Below are 20,182 nucleotides of genomic sequence, written 5' to 3'. Positions count from 1 at the left end.
TTAGAAAAATGAAGTACGTCATCGGCGTAGATTTAGGAACAAGTGCTGTAAAGGTTTTGCTCCTTTCCAATACTGGCGAAGTATGCCGCGAGGTTTCAAAAGCATACCCGTTGATTCAAGAAAAAGCGGGCTATAGTGAACAAGATCCGGAAGAATGGGTTGAGAAAACAAAGGAAGCTTTGAAGGAAATACTCGCAGGTTTCAAGGGGAGTCCTGCTGACATAGAGGGCTTAAGTTTTTCTGGCCAGATGCATGGACTTGTTTTATTGGATAAGCAGGGAAATGTTTTGAGGAATGCCATCCTTTGGAACGATACTAGGACTACAAAGCAATGCGAAGAAATTTACAGCATGGTCGGAAAAGAACGATTACTGGAAATCACCAAGAACCCTGCGCTTGAAGGGTTCACTCTGCCGAAGCTTTTGTGGGTGAAGGAACATGAGCGGGAGCTTTTTGAAAAAGCCTCGACCTTCCTTTTGCCAAAAGATTATCTCCGCTACCGATTGACAGGGAAAATCCATATGGACTATTCCGATGCTGCGGGCACATTGCTCCTCGATATTCGCAACAAAGTATGGAGGAAGGAAATATGCGATCTTTTGCAAATTGACCTATCGCTTTGTCCGCCCCTCATCGAGTCTCATGATTTCGTCGGCACAATCCTTCCCGACATTGCCGAGCAAACGGGTCTGCCGGAGACAGTAAAGGTATTTGCGGGCGGTGCCGACAATGCCTGTGCCGCGATTGGAAGCGGGGTTGTAAAGAATGGAAGCACACTTTGCAGCATTGGGACTTCAGGAGTTGTTTTGTCCTATGAGGAAGACGGAAGCCTTGATTATCAAGGAAAAGTCCATTTCTTTAATCATGGCAAAGCGGGCGCTTTCTACACGATGGGAGTCACCCTTGCGGCCGGCTTTAGCCTAAGCTGGTTTAAAGATACTTTTGCTAAGGGAGAAGATTTCGAGAGTTTTCTTGAAGGGGTCGAGACCGTTCCTCCCGGTGCAAAAGGGCTGCTGTTTACTCCGTACATAGTCGGCGAAAGAACGCCGCACGCAGACGCGAATATAAGAGGCAGCTTCATTGGAATAGACAGTTCCCATGAACGGAAGGACTTTATCCGGGCTGTCCTCGAGGGCATAACGTTTTCCTTGAATGAAACGGTCGAGCTGTTCAGAGACCAAGGGAAGGAAGTCCATTCCATCATATCTGTCGGCGGTGGAGCGAAAAATGATACCTGGCTGCAAATCCAGGCAGACATCTTTAACGCCCCCGTCCACAAACTATCCAGCGAACAAGGACCTGGAATAGGCGCAGCCATGCTCGCGGCCCTAGGATGCGGCTGGTATTCCTCACTCGAAAAATGCGCCGAAGCATTCATTAAAGTAGAAAAAACCTATCAACCAAATAAAAAAAATGTGCCCATCTATCGCGATATATTCCAGCTATATCAGGCGATCTATCCCAATACAAAAGACATCAACAATCAGCTATTTGGTTATAGGTGAGGCAGGGGACGGTTCCAGTGCTTCATTCGAGAGGCGAAAGAATTTGAAGCAGGGTTGTTTCCCTGCTTCTTTTTGTACCTTTTAAATATCGGGGTTCCGTAAAGGATGGAATGACGATTTTTTGGGGAAACAACAGCTTTGATATTCGTTCTGATTGTTACATTGAACTTTGTAAAGAATTCTCGGGGAGGACCATGGCCATCGGAACTTCCCGGAAGCATCCTATGTTGCGCCTATTTTGGTTAGAGAGGGATATGTAAAATTGGTGATGGAAACAGGTTGCTTTTAAAGTTTTGAGGAGTATTGAAAGCAAAATAGAAGGAGCTGTCATGGCATTGCACTCGGAATTCTACAAAAGTATTAAATTTACAACACTTTGCCCGCCGGCCTATCCAGCGGGCAATTTTCATTTCAGAAATGAGGCACTGGAACCGTCCCTCTGCCTCACTCCTTTGGAATATTAGTCCAATGGTACCAAACTTTGGAGCGATATTGGTTCTTTCGATAGATTTCGCTAAAAAAAGCAGGGTAGAAAGTTTGGTAGTTTTTCTAAAACTTGTAGAATTATGTGAATAAAAAATATAAACTAGTAATTGTAAGTTAATTTCAAAAGGAAAGAGAGGGAACGTTTGGGGGAACTGGAATTCCTCGCCTAAACAGGATGTCTTTTTTTTAATATTTAGGAGATTTGGAGGGGAAATAATCTGTGAATAGGATGTTCAACAGATCAAAAAAGTGGATTAGCTTAGTCTTAACCGCAGTTATGCTTTTAGCACTAGTCGTACCCCGTTATGTAAGCGCAAACATAGAGCCTGTTTCATTGGCGAAGTGGGATTTTAGCAAAGGAAACAACCTGGTAGTAACATCGGGAACGCCTGCGAATGCGGACAAAAAACTATCCGTAACAGGTGCAAGCATTACAGGATATAACGCTGGTCCAACAACTGGGATAAATGTTCCAAATGCAACCCCATGGACAGCCAACCCTAGTTATTGGCAAGTCTCTATTTCCACAAAAGGTTTTGAAAATATTACCCTATCATCTAAACAATATAGCTCTAATACAGGACCAAGGGATTTCAAGGTCCAATATAGCTTGGATAATTCCACTTGGGTAGACGTTCCGGGAGCTGCGGTAACTGTTGCAGCGAGTTGGACTAGTGGAGGAGCATTAACGAATGCCACATTACCTAAAGAAGCAAATGACAAGGACATCGTCCATGTAAGATGGTTAAAAACATCTGAAATAGCGGCAAATGGCCTTGCAATCGCTTCCGGAGGCACTAGCCGCATCGGCGAAATCGAGTTCAAAGGCGAAGCGGTTCAAGTCAAAGAACCGCAGCCGGATCCAGATGCAGTACCAGGTGAAGGAAAGGTTGTCTTGGGAGGAGAGCCTCTCGCTAACCTTACCTTCAGCTTGAAAAATACAGCAACGAACCAATGGCATGATTATACATCTGATGCAAACGGAGTTTTCACATTTAATCTGGCAGATGGAAGTTATAAGATTGAAGGCCTTTGGGTCGCGCCAACTTGGTATCCGCTTGGCAAAACCATTACAATTAAAAATGGTTTAGTAGACGGATTGCATGCACTTGTATTAGATGGACTGAATCCAGCTGAAGGTGTTTGGAATGTAACTGGATATGTGAAAAATGGTTCGCAAACATTCAACCATCTCACATTCAGTCTCCATAGCACTGATAATAAATGGTATGACGCAACAACCGATAAAAACGGTAAGTTCAATTTCAATTTACCTGATGGCAGCTACCAAGTAGATGGTATTTGGGATGGAGCCGCTAAAAAATGGTATGAGCTTAATCAGCAATTCACGATGAAAGATGGCAAGCTTGAAGGAGCAGCCGAATTAATTATTAATATTGCGGGCGCTTTCAATGTAACTGGTACTCTTTCAAAGGGAACAGAAGCAATGGGCAATACTGTTTTCAGCCTTCATACAACAACTGGAGAAATCAAGTGGTATGATACGAAAACAGAAGCAAATGGAAACTTTGAGTTGAAACTTCCAAACGGTTCGTATCGAATTGATGGAATCTGGGATAGTGCCGCAGCAAAGTGGTACGAGCTGAAGAAAGACTTCACGGTTGATGGCTCACTGCAACTGAATATTGACGTGCTTAAGGATGGAACAGGTACTGTTTCACCGAACGTTTCAGGTGTATTGAAGAAAGGCAATGAAGTTTTGCCAAACGTAACATTCAGTGTCCATACGGCTTCTGGTGAAGAAGTATGGTACGACATGACGACAGATGCAAATGGAAAATTCATTACAACAATGCCGAACGGCACCTATGTGCTGGAAGGAATCTGGCTCAATTCAGAAGCGAAATGGTACGAGCTGAAGAAAAACTTCGTGGTTAATGGCGTAACTGAATTCAATATTGATCTTTTAGCGGGCCAGCCAAAAGAGAAATTCACCCTGAACATCATGCATACAAATGACACACATGCGAACGTGGACAATGCAACGAACAAGATTAACGTGGCAAAAAGAATGACAGCCATTAAATCTGTTCGTGCAGATAAGCCTAACGCATTGTTGCTTGATGCTGGTGACGTATTCTCTGGCACATTGTATTTCAATGAATACAAAGGCCTCGCTGATTTGGAGTTTATGAATCTAGCAGGCTATGATGCGATGACATTTGGAAACCATGAGTTTGACATGGGTACAGCTGTACTGGCTGACTTTGTCAAAGGGGCTTCCTTCCCGTTTGTCAGCGCTAACGTAGACTTTACAAACGACGCGAACTTACAATCAAATTTCCATAAAAATGTCACAACAGATAACGCCAAAGGCGGCCAAATTTACAATGGCGTCATCAAAGTTGTTGATGGTGAAAAAGTCGGTATTTTTGGCTTAACAACAGCTGAAACACCAACAATTTCAAGCCCTGGCGAAGGTGTTGTTTTCAAAAATTACATCGAAGAGGCACAAAAATCAGTTGATGCTTTTAAAGCACAGGGCGTTAACAAAATTATTGCACTAACACACATTGGTTATAATGATTCTCTTGCTTGGGACAATGACCTGGAGCTAGCGAAACAAGTTGAGGGAATTGACGTTATCGTTGGCGGCCATACTCATACAAAGCTTGATGCACCTGTTATTGACAATACTGGTGATGAGCCGACCGTGATTGTTCAGGCAAATGAATACAACAAGTTCCTAGGAACAGTGGATGTTACGTTTGACAAGGACGGTAAAGTCATCGTTCCAGAAACATCTGGGAAACTTCTTGATATCAGCACATTTGCAGAAGATGCTGCAACAGCTGATCTATTGAATACAAAATATAAGCCGGCCGTTACTGAAAAGGAAAACACAGTGGTTGGTACCGCTGCTGTTCCATTAGTCGGCGGAAGCCCTGCAGCACGTACTGGTGAAACAAACCTTGGTAACTTCATCACGGACGGAATGTTGGCAAAAGCACAAACAATCAATCCTGATACATTGATTGCTGTTCAAAATGGCGGCGGCATCCGTGTGACACTGCCTGCTGGAAACATTACACTAGCCGATGTCTTTAAAGTCCTTCCATTCGGAAATACTTTGGGTATCATGAACCTAAAAGGCAGTGAATTAAGAGAAGCGCTTGAATACAGCGTGAAGGATGCGCCAACGACAGCTTTCGGCGGCTTCCTGCAAGTATCAGGCCTGAAAGTTACTTACGACAGCTCAAAGCCTGCTGGCCAAAAAATTCAAAGCATTGAAGTAAAAGGCAAAGACGGAAAGTACACAGCATTTGATAATGCCAAAAACTATTACGTTGCGACGAACGTCTTTACTGCTAAAGGCGGCGACGGCTTCACAATGTTTGGAAAAGCTTATGAAGAAGGCCGTGTAAGCGAACCTGGCTATGTGGATTGGGAAATGTTCAATGACTATATTGCTGCCCAGCCAAACAAGACGGTTAGCCCTGAAGTGGAAGGCCGGATCATTGATAAAGCTGGACAATTCACCCTGAACATCATGCATACAAACGACACACACGCAAACGTGGACAATGCAACAAACAAGATTAATGTGGCGAAAAAAATGACAGCCATTAAATCTGTTCGGGCAGACAAGCCTAGCGCATTGTTGCTTGATGCCGGTGACGTATTCTCTGGAACATTATATTTCAATGAATTTAAAGGTCTGGCAGATCTTAAGTTCATGAATTTAGCAGGCTACGATGCAATGACTTTTGGAAACCACGAATTTGACTTAGGTACGGCTGTACTGGCTGACTTTGTCAAAGGCGCTAACTTCCCATTTGTCAGCGCTAACGTAGACTTTACAAACGACGCGAACTTACAATCACGTTTCCATAAAGATGTCACAACAGATAACGCCAAAGGCGGCGAAATTTATAACGGCATCATCAAAGTTGTAAACGGCGAAAAAGTTGGAATCTTCGGCTTAACAACAGCTGAAACTCCAACAATTTCAAGCCCTGGCGCAGGTGTTGTTTTCAAAGATTACGTTCAAGAGGCACAAAAATCAGTTGATGCTTTTAAAGCTCAAGGCGTTAACAAGATTATTGCCTTGACACACATTGGCTATGATGACTCCCTTGCTTGGGATAATGACCTGGAGCTAGCGAAACAAGTTGAAGGAATTGACGTCATTGTTGGCGGTCATACTCATACGAAGCTTGATGCGCCTGTATTTGACAAAACAGGTAATGAGCCGACTGTGATTGTTCAGGCAAATGAATACAACAAGTTCCTAGGAACATTAAATGTTACGTTCGACAAGAACGGCAAAGTCATCGTTCCAGAAACAACTGGCAAGCTGCTTGACATCAGCACATATGCAGAAGATGCGGAGACATTGGACCTTTTGAATACTGCATACAAGCCGGCTGTTACTGAAAAGGAAAATACAGTCGTTGGTACAGCAGCTGTTGAGTTGATTGGTGGAAACCCTCCTGCACGTGTAGGGGAAACAAACCTTGGCAACTTCATTGCGGACGGCATGCTGGCAAAAGCACAAACAATCAATCCTGATACATTGATTGCTGTTCAAAATGGCGGCGGAGTCCGGGCAACGCTTCCTGCCGGAAACATTACGCTAGCCGATGTCTTTAAAGTCCTTCCATTCGGAAATACTTTGGGCATTATGAACCTAAAAGGCAGTGAACTAAGGGCAGCGCTTGAATACAGTGTGAAGGATGCTCCGAATGCCTTTGGCGGCTTCCTCCAAGTATCCGGCCTGAAGGTTGCGTATGACAGCACTAAGCCTGCCGGCGAAAAAATTCAAAGCATTGAAGTAAAAGGCAAAGACGGAAAGTACACGGCGCTGGATGAAGCAAAGAACTACTTTGTCGCAACAAATGTCTTTACAGCTAAAGGCGGCGACGGTTTCACGATGTTCGGGAAAGCTTATACAGAAGGACGTGTAAGCGAGCCAGGATTCGTCGATTGGGAAATGTTCAATGACTTCATTGCGGCCCAGCCAAACAAAACGGTTAATCCACAAGTTGAAGGACGGATCATCAACGTTGCACCACAAGTCATTGCTGGTGATAAATTCAGCGGTACTGTGGACAATCCAAAGGTTTATAACGGAAACGTTATTGTCGATGTAACTAACGTTGATAAAATTGAGAACGCCATCGTAAAAGGCAACCTCACCATAAAAGGCGGCTTCGTAGATATAATTAACGTCACAGTCGAAGGCGAAACCTTATTTGAAGATTAATTAAAAGTAAGGCTGTTTGTTGGATATGGATGTTGATTTCCGCTTCGGGCACACGCTTTCCGCGGGGCGTCAGTGGAGCCTCCTCGGCGCTTTAGCGCCTGTCAGTCTAGCTGCAGCGCCTAGGGGCTCGGGGTCTTAAGCCAATCCGTCAAGAAGGCAAACTGCGCCTTCTGTCCGGCTTGTCTTAAGCCTGTCGCCCCTGACCAAGGCGCTTCCGCTTTTCATGGGGTCTCCACCTTGCCGCTGCATCCCGCCGGAGTCGGTGCCCTCCGCTTCAATCAACGTAGTTAGTATTCAACATTAGTCCCATATTAATGTATAGATTCTCCTAGCTACAGTTAGGAGAATCTATCCCATGAAAAACGAAAAACATGCTACCTGGAGGTGCAGTTTTGACCAGAAGCCGTAAAAAGAAATTGAATATGCTGCTTACAGTGATTATGGTAATCAGCATTATCTTGCCTAACTTCCATATAAAGCCAGCAATTGCTGCAACAACGGCTCCCGACCTATTCATTTCAGAATATATCGAAGGTACAAGCTTTAATAAGGCAATTGAGCTCTACAATGGAACTGGGTCACCAGTTAAGCTAAGTGAATACACGCTTGAGCAATATAGTAATGGCGCTGCCACGACTACTTTCACAATGAAGCTGTCAACTGATCCAAATGCAACACTTGCTAATGGCAAAACTTTCGTAATTTCCAGAGATGATGCAGATCCAGCAATCAAGGCTAAAACTGATTTGCTGGATACAAGCAAAAGTGTCATCAACTTTAACGGTGATGACGCGGTTGTCTTGAAACATAACGGCACAATCATCGATGTCATTGGCCAAGTAGGATTCAGGCCAAATACAGCTTGGGGAACAACTGTAAAAACAATTGATCAAACGCTTGTCCGTAAAAGCTCGGTTACAAAGGGCGATACAAACCCAAGCGATGCTTTCGACCCAGCAGTAGAATGGGAAAGCTTAGGATTGAATGTTTTTACAAACTTGGGAACTCACACCATGGACGGCGGTTCAACCCCTATTGAAACAAAGGTTGCAACTGTAACCGCCTCACCAGCAGCGGGGGCAGTGCCAGCTGGAACATCAGTCCAGCTTTCAACAGCCACTGCTGATGCAAAAATTTACTACACGACTGATGGCTCTGCGCCAACAGCGGCTAGCACAGAATACAAAGCTCCGATAAAAATTGACGCGAACACAACTATTAAAGCCATTGCAATCAAAGCTGGCTTGGATAACAGCGATTTCGCAACCTTTGCGTACACGATGCTAAAGGCAAACACAATCGCTGAAGTCAGGGCGATGGCATTACAATCAAATGTGCAAACAAGTGGTGTCGTTACAGCCGTTTTGGGAAGGGCAATTTACTTCCAGGATACTACAGCCGGGCTTGTGGCTTACACACCGACGGATAGCGAAACGATTAAACAAGGTGATAAGATTACGGTTTCTGGAAAATTGGTCGAGTATGCGACATTGCTTGAAATCGAAGCCAATCACGAAAACATTATCGTAACCGGCAAAGAAGCTGTCCCGGCCGCTGTATTAGTTAAGGCAGCCGACTTGCGGGAAAGCAAAGAAGCAACTCTCCTAAAACTTAAAAACGTAACCGTTGGCGCATTCTCCGGCGGCAATTTTACAGCAACAGATGGCGATGGGACAAGCTTCCAAATTCGCCCGCCAAGCTCAACAATGCTTACTACTGGAACAACCTATGAAGAAGTAACCGGAGTTCTTAGTTCGTTCAATGGCGTGTACCAATTGATTCCGCGCAATGAAGCTGACATTATCCAAGATTCAACCATTGTCCAGCCTGTAATGGCGAATCCTGGTGCTGGCATGGTGAAAGAAGGCACGGAAGTTACATTGGCGACAGGGACTGAAGGCGCGACAATTCACTATACGGTGGATGGCAGTGAACCGACGACAGCGAGCCCGGCCTTTACGCAGCCAATCGTCGTGAGCAAAGCGATGACCATTAAAGCCATGGCTGTGAAAGCAGATATGAAAAACAGCGCCGTTGCTGTTTTTGCTTACCTTATCCAAGATGGCCAAATTCACATTTACGATATTCAAGGCAAAACACACAACTCGATACTAAACGGTAAAACCGTGACAGATGTTGAAGGTGTCGTGACGTATCTTGACGGGCCGAACCGTTTCTTCATCCAGGATCTGGTTGGTGACGGCGACCCTGAAACATCTGACGGAATTCTTGTATTTAAAACTTCCCACGGCGTAGCGATTGGTGACCGTGTGAAGGTAACAGGTAAAGTATCTGAATACTATGGCGAAGGGTATGCTGAAAAAGCTACGACCGATTTATCCATTACCCAAATCGAAGCTGCAACGATTACAAAAAACGGCACGGCATCACTCCCAGCACCAGTCAAGCTTGGAGTAGACCGGATTGCCCCGCCAGAAATCATTGATAATGACCAATTTACAAAATATGAACCAAATGAAGATGCGATTGATTTTTGGGAAAGCCTTGAAGGCATGTATGTCGAAATCGATAACCCGAAAGTGATTGCATTGCAAAAAGACGGACTCGTTTGGGTGGTGCCAAAGGATTACCCAACCGATGTTGAGCCAGGCGGATTGCGTATTTCAGAGAATGACTACAATCCAGACCGAATTGGTGTCGATGTCAGGAATAGCGCGACAGCCAATAAAAATTACCGCGCCAAAATGGGTGATTACTTTACAGGCCCGGTTAAAGGCGTTGTGAACTATGGGTACAGCAACTTTAAAGTAATGGCCCAGGAACCGACGCTTCCTAAGCTGACAGAAACGCCAATCGTCCGTGCTGCAACAAGTATTGTTCCAGCGGCTGATAAATTAACGATTGGAACGTACAACGTTGAGAACTTCTCAACTGTTACTCCAGATGACAAGGTAACAAAGATTGCTGATGCCATTGTGACGAAAATGAAAAATCCTGACATTATCGGCTTAAACGAAGTGCAGGATAACAACGGTGAAACAGATAGCGGGGTCGTAGACGGAACCCAAAGCGCGCAAAAAATCATTGATAAAGTAAAGGCGCTAGGCGGACCGACGTATGCGTATACAGAAATAGCGCCAGCCAATAACCAGGATGGTGGCGCGCCTGGAGCGAACATCCGTGTTGCGTTCCTGTATAATCCTGCGCGTGTTTCACTGGCAGCAGGAGCACCAAAGGGTACAGCTACACAAGCTGTCGGTTTTGAAAATGGCAAGCTGACATTAAACCCGGGTCGGATTGATCCAACGAACGAGGCGTTCAAATCAAGCCGTAAACCGCTCGCAGCCCAATTTACATTCCAGGGCCAAAGCATTATCGTCGTTGCGAACCACTTCAATTCCAAAGGCGGAGACCACCCGTTAATGGGCAAAAACCAGCCGCCGGTATTGAGCAGTGAAATTCAGCGTCATAAAATTGCCTCGATTGTAAACAACTTCGTGAAGAATGTTAAGGCAAAAGATCCAAACGCGAACGTTGTCTTACTTGGAGACTTCAATGACTTTGAATTCACGAGAACGCTAGAAATCGCGAAAGGGAACGAAATGGTCAACATGATTGATAAAGTTCCTGCGAATGAGCGTTACAATTACTCATACCAAGGCAATGCCCAAGTTCTTGACCATGTATTAGTAACGAACAATATGGCAGCAAATACGACTGTCGATATTTTGAACATTAACTCAGGCTTCATGGACGTGCATGGCCGTGCAAGTGACCATGACCCAGTCCTCATTCAGACTCAATTAAAGTCAGAGGCAGAAGTTTTGCCGCCATTAACACCGCCGGCAGGCACAAAGCCTTACAATCTTAAGGGCTTTAAAACGAAGAAGCTGACGGTGAGCAATGCGGCTGCTGAAATTTCGATGGACGCTGCCTCTGTCATTACTGAAGGGATTGTCGTAAAGAGCGCGTACGCTAAACTGAGCGGCGAAGGACTGAAGGACACAGTCATCATCCTAAGCCCAACCGCACCAGGTGCACAAATCGACCTTAGCGGCGCAGATATAAAGGAAGTTGTCATCGAAAATGGCAATGTCAGCGAGGTTCGCGGAATTGATCAAGTCAGAAAGTGGACGTTTAAGGAAGGCGTAGACGTTAGCAAAATTAAATTCGCTAATGTGGAAGGTGAAGTCATCCCGCCAACAGGTTATGAACCGCCTGTAGGAGGGGAACAACCGCCAGTTGGGGGCGGAGAGCCCCCAACTGAAGTGGAAGCCTACTATCAGGCAGCATCCGGTAAAACGGGTGCTGACCTGAAGGCGGCATTACACACTATCATTAAAGTGCAGACGAAATTATCGTATGCCCAGGTGACAGAAGCATTGAAGAAAACGGATGAAGATCCAAAAAATCCAAACAACGTCATCCTGCTTTACACAAACCGTTCACAAGCAAAAACGACGTTCGGTTCGGGTGTCAACGACTGGAATCGTGAGCATGTCTGGGCAAAATCGCATGGCAATTTCGGGACAACGATTGGACCGGGAACAGATATCCATCATTTGCGCCCAACCGATGCATCTGTCAACAGTTCTCGCGGACATTTGGATTTTGATAACGGTGGAACTCAACACTCCGAATGTACAGAATGTAAATATGACGGCGATTCATGGGAGCCGCCAAACCGCGTGAAAGGCGATATCGCCAGGATGCTGATGTATATGGCAGTCCGTTATGAAGGAAACGGAGAGATTGATTTGGAGCTGGCCGACAGGGTTAATACGTACCCGCTTCCACTCCATGGCAAGCAATCTGTCCTCCTTCAATGGAACAAGCTAGATCCGCCGGATGCTTTTGAAAAGAAGAGAAACGATGTCATCCAATCCATCCAAGGAAATCGTAATCCATTCATCGATCACCCTGAATGGGCAGACACCATTTGGCCTGCGAGCTAAATAGAAAAGTAAAAAGCACCTGCTGGGCAACTTCAATGCAGGTGCTTTTCCCTAAGTCCTTGATGGGAGAAGCATGACAGATTATACTAGAGGGCGATGGAAAAATTTGATAATCAAGTAGAAAGCAACGTTCTACTAGTTTGTTTTTAGGAGGATCATAGTGAAATCATACGGTAAGGTCATCTTAGTACTCATGCTATTATTCTCGCTCGTCAGTTTGAGCGGCTGCTTCGGGAAAGACAAAGCGACAGACGCAAATCGAAAAACGACAGAAACTGGCAAAAATAACGATGACAAAGAAACTGCGGAACAAAACGGTGAGGATTCAGAAACAGCTGAAGAAAGCAGCGATCAAGCGGAATCAAGCGAACAAGGCAGCGATAGCGTAAAAGAAAACACGGGTCAGGCGAAACCGTCTGATGGAACCAGCAAGAACACGAAAACCACTGCACAAAGCAGTGATAAGGGAAAAACTGCCGGTCAAAGCACGAGCAAAGGTAAAGAAACGAATCAAAGCAGTACGAAAGGAAAAGATAGTAACAAAGGGTCAAATAAAGGTAAGCAAACAAACACGACGCCTAAAGCACCCGATAAAAAAGCACCGGACACACAAACCGTTGGAGAAAAGGAAGTCATAGATTTTGTCCTTGAGAATACAAGGATTGTCCAAATTTCCAGCATTAGCAAGCGAAGCAAAGAGGAGTTTCCAGACTTAGGGCCATTCTTTGTGATCAGGGGCATGGATCTACGCGGTGAAGTTAGTGAAGTTTGGATTAAGGATATGAAGATTTTTGAGATGGAAACACAGAAAAACTAAACAAAAACAGAAAAAGGGAAAGCCATCACACCAACGAGTGAGATTGCTTCCCCTTTTTTATTTTTGCTGCTTGGTTAATGATGATGGTACAAAGCCCCATGATGAACCAGAGGTATCTCCAGTGCAGCGTATCTAAAAAGAAGCTGTTGACGATGACCCCGATATAGACAGCCAGGAATATATAAACGGGCAGATTCCAGACTTCCTGTTTTCGATAGTGCACTAGTAAGAATAAGATATACAAGACGATTGCCGAAAAGGACAGGAAGGAAATCCAGCCATTTTCAGCGATAATTCGAACAAATAAATTGTGTGTCGCATAGCTGAATTGTAACTCAAACTGGCCGGGGCCGATTCCAAATAGATTGGTTGATCCTAAGAGAATCCCCTGCTGCTGGAAAAAGAATCGATCCCAATCATAGGATTGCAGGACAAGTGAAGAGCTTGCAAAGCGGACCGAAAGATAATGAATGATGGAATCGCCGGCCATGGTCATTATCATGAAAGATCCCGCCCCAAGCAATCCTGCCAGCATGACTACTTGAGCAACCTTCTTTTTATAAAAAAGAGTATAAAAGAGATAAATGACAAAGACGATGAATAAATTCAGAATGGCAGCCCGTGACATGCCGGCTAATAACACAAAGGTGACCATTCCGGCCAAAGCGCAAAAAAACATATATTTTAACGAGAAATATTGATAGGAAAAGGCTTTTTCAATGAGCAGAATGATGGCAAGGATTAAAAATGGAGAAAAGTCATTTGGATCCATAAAAAACCCTTGTGCCCGGACGCCTTGAAACCACGTTCCGATGTCATCAATCACTCCGATTTTTTGCAAGATCACTGCCAAAGAAGAAATTAGAACGGTACAAATATAGCCCCAAAGAATAGCCTTGAACTCCTTTTTCGATCGAATCGTGATGGACAGAAAATAGTAGATCGCAATCATGAAAAGAGTATGGATAAAATAGCTGAAACCTTGGTTAAGTGTATGACTGCTGAGCACAGACAGCAAGGAAACGCTGATAAATACCAGCAAGGCATAATTAATAAAGCGAATATCTCTTAGCGCTTCTATATTTTGTTTTTTTGCTATAAAAAACAGCCCTGCAACGATGACGAAAAAAAGGTCGAAGGGTTTAATAGCGGTATTCATAATCCCAAAGGTGCAGAAGAAAACGAACAATATTGAAGCTGTCATATACGTTTGCTTGATGGCCATATGTCTACTCCTACGATGACGAAATTATTTCTCTTATAGCATTTTTCCAAAGGATAAACACTGCCCCTGCGTAAATAAGGAAAAAAGGCAATCCAGAGATCATTTTGAGCAACGGAGATACGTTCACTTGATAGAGGGCTTTTGCCAGGAAAAAAGGGAAGCCCACAACCAGCACGAGCAGGAATACTTTTGAAAAAGCCATCCATGGAATCTTCCATTTGATAAACCGATGCGCAAAAGCCGCGAGCAAACCACTATAAACAAAGAATCCGATTGTCGTAGAGATTGCAGCGCCAATAAAACCCCATTTCGGGATGAAATAAAGGTTAAGGGTAAAATTCGTTAGGGCAGCGATGAAAACAAAATAAAACATTTCCTTTGTTCTTTTTGCAATTTGATAGGCAAGCTGGCCATATAAACCGATATTCCAAGCAAAAAAACCGATGATTAAGATTGGTATGATGATGGCTCCAGATGTAAATTGATTGCCCAATAAAAGTTCACTTATTTCATGGCGGTAGATTGAAAAATAAACGCCAAAAGGCATCGCGATGATGATAAACAGGTGAGTAAAGTTCGAAATCCTGCGTTCGATATGCTCTTGCTCACTGTGCTGCTGGATTTCGTTCATCATGATTGGTTGAATCGCAAAGAATAAAGGATTACAAATTAGGGCGATGGCCTGGACGGCAATCGTGAAATTGGCGGAATAAATTCCGACTTCATGGGAGGAACGAAAATATTCAATCATGAACCGGTCCGTCAGGTTCATTACCGTTGTTCCGATATACCATCCAATTAACGGAAATCCGTACCGCCAGAATTTCTTACCGAATCCAAAAAATGAATCCTTCGCCGCCTTCATCGAACGGAACATTTTGCCTGTTTCGGCGTACCGCAGCATCGGAATCGTCACGAGGGCTTGAGCAGCCAAGGTTCCCCAAATAAACGAAACAGGCGAATAGTAAATCGCCATGACAAAAATAAGAATAATGACTAATTTCATTATGGATTGTATCACATTCAGATTGCGAAATTGCTTCGATTGTAAATCAACCTGATAAACTCCACCTAAAACTGTAAAATAAATGGTGCTAATAATTAGGAGGACAGAAGACCAATAGTAATCCCGGTATGATACTAATCCTGAGGGCAGGAATGGATAAAAAATGACAGCCGCCGCCAGAAAGCCCATTGAAATAAAAAGCAGCAGTCGGTTCAAATTGCGATTAAACTCCCTGATGGTCCCATTGTGACTGTACTCCGGCCTGAATCTCTGCACCGATAGGACAATCCATTGGGCAAGCACGGATGAAAGGATAATCGTTGTGTTGACGACAATGGTATAGGTTCCATATTCTTTTGGAGAAAAAAATCTAGTGAAAATCATTAAAAGAATAATATTAATGATAGCAGGAGCCAGAAATACAGGGATATAAATAATGGTATCGCGGCTAATTCGATTGCTTTTGATGTGTGCTGACATGGTGCCGTAGTCCCTTTCTATGCGCTAAATAGATTTCATTCGTTTCCCGGCACATCTGCTCAACCGTAAACCTGCCCACTACCTTTAAAAAATATCTTCCCAATTCTTCGCGGTATGAATCATTTACAAGTAAGGAGTGAAGTTTTTCGTACATAGCCTCATCATCGTTGATTGCGACTAGGATTTCTTTTTTGCCATCAGGGTCGACCACTTCCTTTACCCCTCCGACATCGGTACTGATGACGGGAAGCCCTCGTCCGCACGCTTCGAGTAAAACAAACGGAAGCCCTTCTTTATGGGAAGTAATAATCATTGCATCCATGTTGTCCATCCAGCCGAGGACATTGTCCTGATGCCCTTTTAGCAAAACGATCTCTTCAAGGTTGCGCCTTGTGATTACGTTTTGGTAATGGCCGTACAAGGGACCATCGCCAATCAGCCAAAACGCCACATTTTGCCCGGTGAAACGGGCAGCGACTCGAAGAAGCATATCCAAATTCTTTTCAGAGGCAAAACGGCCGACAAAGCCAATGACCTTTTTATCCCGTTGGCGAAGCCGCTGTTGCTTTTGAGTCAAAACAGGGCTGGAGATAATTGCCTTTTCTGGGATGCCATTATGGATGATCGACATTTTCCTGCCGTTGATTCCGTTCGCTTTTCCTTGGTGGTAATCAAAGGCTGAGACCGTGATAATATCGGTTGAAAAATAGCTGAACAGTTTCTCAAGCCATAGATACATTGTACGCTTTTTTGCTGATAAGGTTGGGTCTGTGAAGACGAAGCCATGTGCAGTAAAGATATTTTTATCGATTCTATTTAAAAAACCAGCCAGCCTGGCAATGATGCCCGCTTTTGAACTGTGTGAGTGAACAATGTCATACTTTCCATTTTTGATGAATAGAAATAGCTTTTTTAACGCCTTGAAATCCTGCCGTAACACGATTGTCCTTGGAATCGGAATGATCGTGACGTCGATGTTCTGCTTCAAAAGCTCATGTTGGAGGGGACCATCCTCTCCGAGAACGACGTGAACCTCATGGCCCTTTTTCTTAAAGCAATCCGATAGGTAGAGTAAATGTTTCTGGGCGCCGCCGATATCCGCACCTGTGATGACATAAAGGATTTTCATGGGGAAACGGTGTCGACCACACCTGCAACTCCTTTAACAAACATGTTTTTAGTAAATTGGGATTCGTACCTTTCCCGGGCCTGTTGCCCCATCCGTTCACATAGAGCCCGCTGTTCAAGAAGCAGCATGAGTTTATCAGCCAGTTCCTCAGCATGCCCAGGTTTGATGAGGAACCCTGTTTTTCCATCCTCGATCAATTCCGGGACTCCGCCTACATTCGTCGAAATGCACGGCAAACCCAAGGCCATCGCTTCGATAATGGAGAGCGGCATGCCTTCTGTGTCTGATGGCAAAATGAACACATGAGATTGGTGGAGTATGTCAGAAGGATTTTCAACCCAGCCCAGAAAGTTAACAGAATTTGTGAGATTCAATTGGGCTGCTAGCTCCAACAAAGAGTTCTTATACTCATCCGGGTGCCATGGAGGTTTCTCTCCAATGATATTAAGCTGAACGTGGTGCCCCTTTTTTGCGAGTTCCGCCACAGCGTATATAGCGAGGTCCTGGCGTTTACCTTCTATAATTGTACCAACCGTGGAAATAGTGAAAACCGGCAGCTCCTTTTTGGGAGCGAATGTCATGTCGTCAACCCCGTTTTTTACGACAACGAACTTCGACTTTTGTTTTGGAAAGAGTTCCTTGTAACGGTCTGCCAGTGTTTGGGAAACGACGATGATTTTGTCAGCAGATGCTGCACTTATTTTTCCTAAAAGATTATTCAGCTGTTCCTCGCCGTGAATATGCCAGACCACTTTTAGCCCAAGTAATTTTGCCAGCCAGCCAATCAGTAACTGGGAGCGGAATTGGCTCGTATAGACAAGGTTGATCTGGTTTTTCCGGATAAAGGCCATCACTTTCCAGAAGTGTGGAACAATATAAAACACTTGAACTAGCAAAAAGAATAGGCCCGTTTTAACTTGCCCTTTTCGAATTTGGTCCACATTCGGATGGACCGGAATAACGGTAACTTGCTTGCCCGCAGCGTTGACACGGCTGTTCATAGGCCCCATTGTTGAGGTGACAAAATACGTTTCTACTGAATCGCTTTCAAGCGCAGTTAAGAGTTCAAGCTCGCACTTTTGGGCCCCGCCCCATTCTGGACGGCTTTCGTAAAATAGAATCCGTTTCACGCCTATCTCCATCCCTTGGCGAATAAGATTACGGGAATGGATTTCATAATAATTTTCAAATCTAGCAAAAAAGAAAAATGATGAATATAGTATAAATCCAATTCCAACTTTTCCTTCGGATGAATTTCATAGCCGCCATGCGTTTGCGCCCATCCGGTAATGCCGGGCCTCACTTGAAGGCGCTTACGAAAATGAGGAATATCTTTTTCAAAACGTTCGATAAAGACGGGCCTCTCCGGACGCGGACCAATCATCGACATTTCGCCTCGCAATATATTAATAAATTGAGGGATTTCATCAATCCTGTATTTACGTAAAAAGTAGCCAACTCTCGTAATTCTCGGATCATTTTGATGAGCCAATTGAGGTCCATGCTTTTCCGCATTGTTGTACATCGTTCTGAACTTCAAGATGAGGAATGATTTTCCATTCAGTCCAAGCCGCTCCTGTTTATAAAAAATCGGACCGCGGGAATCGAGTTTAATGAGGATTGCAACAACCGACAACAATGGAAAAAGGATGATTAACGAACAAAGACTAACGAAACGATCAACAGTTTGCTTAATGGCAAAATACAGAGGTTTACTATTCTTGTTGTCTGCGATAATTAGACCCTGTCCATCCAATACTTTCATCTCATTCACCTATATTCTGAAAATTAGAGTTTCTTCTCTATTGTTTTCCAAAATCCACCAACATTAAGCATAAAACAGCATGGGTATCTTTCCCTATTGTACTATATTTCCACCCTTTTTGTTTGACAATTTCCGAAAAATGATAGATGATACAAGATTTTGCAAATGGCCGAATAAACCGTCCCTCTGCTTTCCCTTTTCTTAAAGTTCGAAATGAATACAAGTCCGGGCCTCTTCGTTCATAGGATGTAAGAAGGGGGTGAGGGGATGGCGGTTCACGTTGTGGCGGCAGGGGAGAATTTGTGGTCGATTTCGAAGAGATACAATGTTTCGCTTGGGACACTTGTGACTGTAAATGGGCTGGTTTCTACTACGGAGATCGTTCCAGGACTGGCTCTTTATATTCCGGATCCATCGCTGCCCACTCGGTCTTATCGAGTGAAAGCGGGGGATGTGCTTTGGAAAATCGCGCAACGGTTTTCCTCTACGATTCCTTTGATCGCTGCTGCCAATCCAGGGCTTAACATAGATCAGCTTCGAATCGGTCAGGTTCTTGCGGTCCCCTCTCCGACTAAAATGACCATCCAAACACTTGGGTTTTTTGTTCCGACTGGAACTGCGGCGGACCTGATGACGATTGATTCGCTCGCCAATCAGCTAACCTATGTGGCGGTTGTGAACTACTCGTTTACGGCACAAGGTTTTGCTTTTGCACAGATGGATGACGCCGCGATTATCACCCGGTGCAGGCAATTGAACATTGTCCCGCTCCTGATGATCCGGAATTTTACTTCAAGCGGGTTCAGTGCGGAGCTCGCGGGTCAGGTTCTTGAAAACCCCACCTTTCGGCAAAATTTAGTGACGAGTTTAGTCAATCTGACGGTCAGCAGAGGGTTCGGGGGTGTCAGTCTTGACCTGGAGTTTATTCCCCCGGCAAGGCGAAGAGATTTTAATTTGTTTTTGCAGGTGTTGAAACAGCAATTAGGAACGCTTATTTTAAATGTGAATGTCCATGCGAAAACAGCAGATTTGCCCACGAACCGGATTGTGGGGGCTTATGATTATGCATCGATTGGAAACACGGCTGATTTGATGGCGGTGATGACGATTGATTATGGCTATCCGGGTGGCCCGCCTGATCCGGTTTCTCCAATCTGGTGGATAGAGCAGGTCATTACTTATGCGCGAACGCTAGTGAATCCGCGGAAGCTGATGATGGCGATGCCGTTATATGGCTATGACAAGGTTGTCACCACAAATGCGACCAAAGGATTATCTGTCCTTGCTGCTCAAAATCAGGCCATTTCAAAGGGGTCATCGATTCAATACGACAATATCGCAAAATCACCGTGGTATCGGTATTGGACCGGTGCGGAAGAGCACATTGTCTGGTACGAAGATATTCGTAGTTTTATTGAAAAATATCAGCTTCTAGATCGGAACAACCTTGCTGGAACAACCTACTGGCAAATCGGCTTGCCAGCACCGCAGAATTGGGAATTTTTAAAGACCGAAGTCATCGTTGAGTGAGGCACGGGGACGGTTCCATTGCTTCTTTCGGATCCCGAATGAAGCACTGGAACCGTCCCCTGCTTCATTTTGGGAGAGTGATGCCCGTTGTGGTAA

The 20,182-nt window shown here is 44.5% G+C and carries 11 protein-coding genes; 5 read left to right on the top strand and 6 right to left on the bottom strand.

Going from position 1 to position 20,182, the window contains the following annotated elements:
• Positions 1 to 8 precede the first annotated feature (8 nt).
• Positions 9 to 1,505: a xylulokinase gene (gene xylB / locus D1B31_RS04090; protein WP_118919465.1), complete on the top strand. Its 1,497-nt coding sequence runs from the start codon at positions 9 to 11 to the stop codon at positions 1,503 to 1,505.
• A 715-nt stretch (positions 1,506 to 2,220) separates the two neighbouring features.
• Entirely contained in the window at positions 2,221 to 7,218 is a 4,998-nt protein-coding gene (locus D1B31_RS24820; RefSeq protein ID WP_240035166.1) for a 5'-nucleotidase C-terminal domain-containing protein, read from the top strand.
• A 135-nt stretch (positions 7,219 to 7,353) separates the two neighbouring features.
• Here the strand turns inward: D1B31_RS24820 and D1B31_RS24055 are convergent, their stop codons facing one another.
• Entirely contained in the window at positions 7,354 to 7,500 is a 147-nt protein-coding gene (locus D1B31_RS24055; RefSeq protein ID WP_158587439.1) for a hypothetical protein, read from the bottom strand.
• Between the two features lie 110 nt (positions 7,501 to 7,610).
• Here D1B31_RS24055 and D1B31_RS04075 point away from each other — a divergent pair, with 110 nt between their 5' ends.
• Complete coding sequence (locus D1B31_RS04075) at positions 7,611 to 12,134, top strand: chitobiase/beta-hexosaminidase C-terminal domain-containing protein (RefSeq protein ID WP_240035156.1); 4,524 nt, start codon at positions 7,611 to 7,613, stop codon at positions 12,132 to 12,134.
• 160 nt (positions 12,135 to 12,294) lie between these two features.
• Complete coding sequence (locus D1B31_RS04070; RefSeq protein WP_118919463.1) at positions 12,295 to 12,951, top strand: hypothetical protein; 657 nt, start codon at positions 12,295 to 12,297, stop codon at positions 12,949 to 12,951.
• A 25-nt stretch (positions 12,952 to 12,976) separates the two neighbouring features.
• On the opposite strand, the gene D1B31_RS04065 is transcribed toward D1B31_RS04070, so the two are convergent.
• Genes D1B31_RS04065 through D1B31_RS04045 form a run of 5 tightly spaced genes read right to left on the bottom strand, consistent with a single transcriptional unit; the run spans position 12,977 to position 18,556 of the window.
• On the bottom strand, positions 12,977 to 14,176 hold the full coding sequence (locus tag D1B31_RS04065) for an O-antigen ligase family protein (RefSeq protein WP_118919462.1): 1,200 nt from the start codon (positions 14,174 to 14,176) through the stop codon (positions 12,977 to 12,979).
• A 10-nt stretch (positions 14,177 to 14,186) separates the two neighbouring features.
• The gene (locus tag D1B31_RS04060; RefSeq protein ID WP_118919461.1) at positions 14,187 to 15,662 is read right to left on the bottom strand and encodes an oligosaccharide flippase family protein; all 1,476 of its coding nucleotides are present in this window, start codon (positions 15,660 to 15,662) and stop codon (positions 14,187 to 14,189) included.
• Complete coding sequence (locus tag D1B31_RS04055) at positions 15,631 to 16,791, bottom strand: glycosyltransferase family 4 protein (RefSeq protein ID WP_118919460.1); 1,161 nt, start codon at positions 16,789 to 16,791, stop codon at positions 15,631 to 15,633. The genes D1B31_RS04060 and D1B31_RS04055 overlap by 32 nt, the downstream gene beginning before the upstream one ends.
• Positions 16,788 to 17,921 carry a glycosyltransferase family 4 protein gene (locus D1B31_RS04050; protein WP_158587438.1) on the bottom strand — a complete coding sequence of 378 codons (1,134 nt, stop codon included), beginning with the start codon at positions 17,919 to 17,921 and terminating at the stop codon, positions 16,788 to 16,790. The genes D1B31_RS04055 and D1B31_RS04050 overlap by 4 nt, the downstream gene beginning before the upstream one ends.
• A gap of 2 nt (positions 17,922 to 17,923) precedes the next feature.
• Positions 17,924 to 18,556: an exopolysaccharide biosynthesis polyprenyl glycosylphosphotransferase gene (locus D1B31_RS04045; RefSeq protein WP_118919458.1), complete on the bottom strand. Its 633-nt coding sequence runs from the start codon at positions 18,554 to 18,556 to the stop codon at positions 17,924 to 17,926.
• A 267-nt stretch (positions 18,557 to 18,823) separates the two neighbouring features.
• Here D1B31_RS04045 and D1B31_RS04035 point away from each other — a divergent pair, with 267 nt between their 5' ends.
• Positions 18,824 to 20,086, top strand: a complete 1,263-nt coding sequence (locus tag D1B31_RS04035) for a LysM peptidoglycan-binding domain-containing protein (protein ID WP_118919456.1) — start codon at positions 18,824 to 18,826, stop codon at positions 20,084 to 20,086.
• Positions 20,087 to 20,182 lie beyond the last annotated feature (96 nt).

It is taken from the genome of Neobacillus notoginsengisoli (assembly GCF_003515685.1).
In the GTDB taxonomy this organism is placed as follows: Bacteria; Bacillota; Bacilli; order Bacillales; family Cytobacillaceae; genus Bacillus_D; species Bacillus_D notoginsengisoli.
The sequence above is the reverse complement of the archived record's forward strand: the minus strand, read 5'-3'. Positions and strand labels throughout refer to the sequence as shown.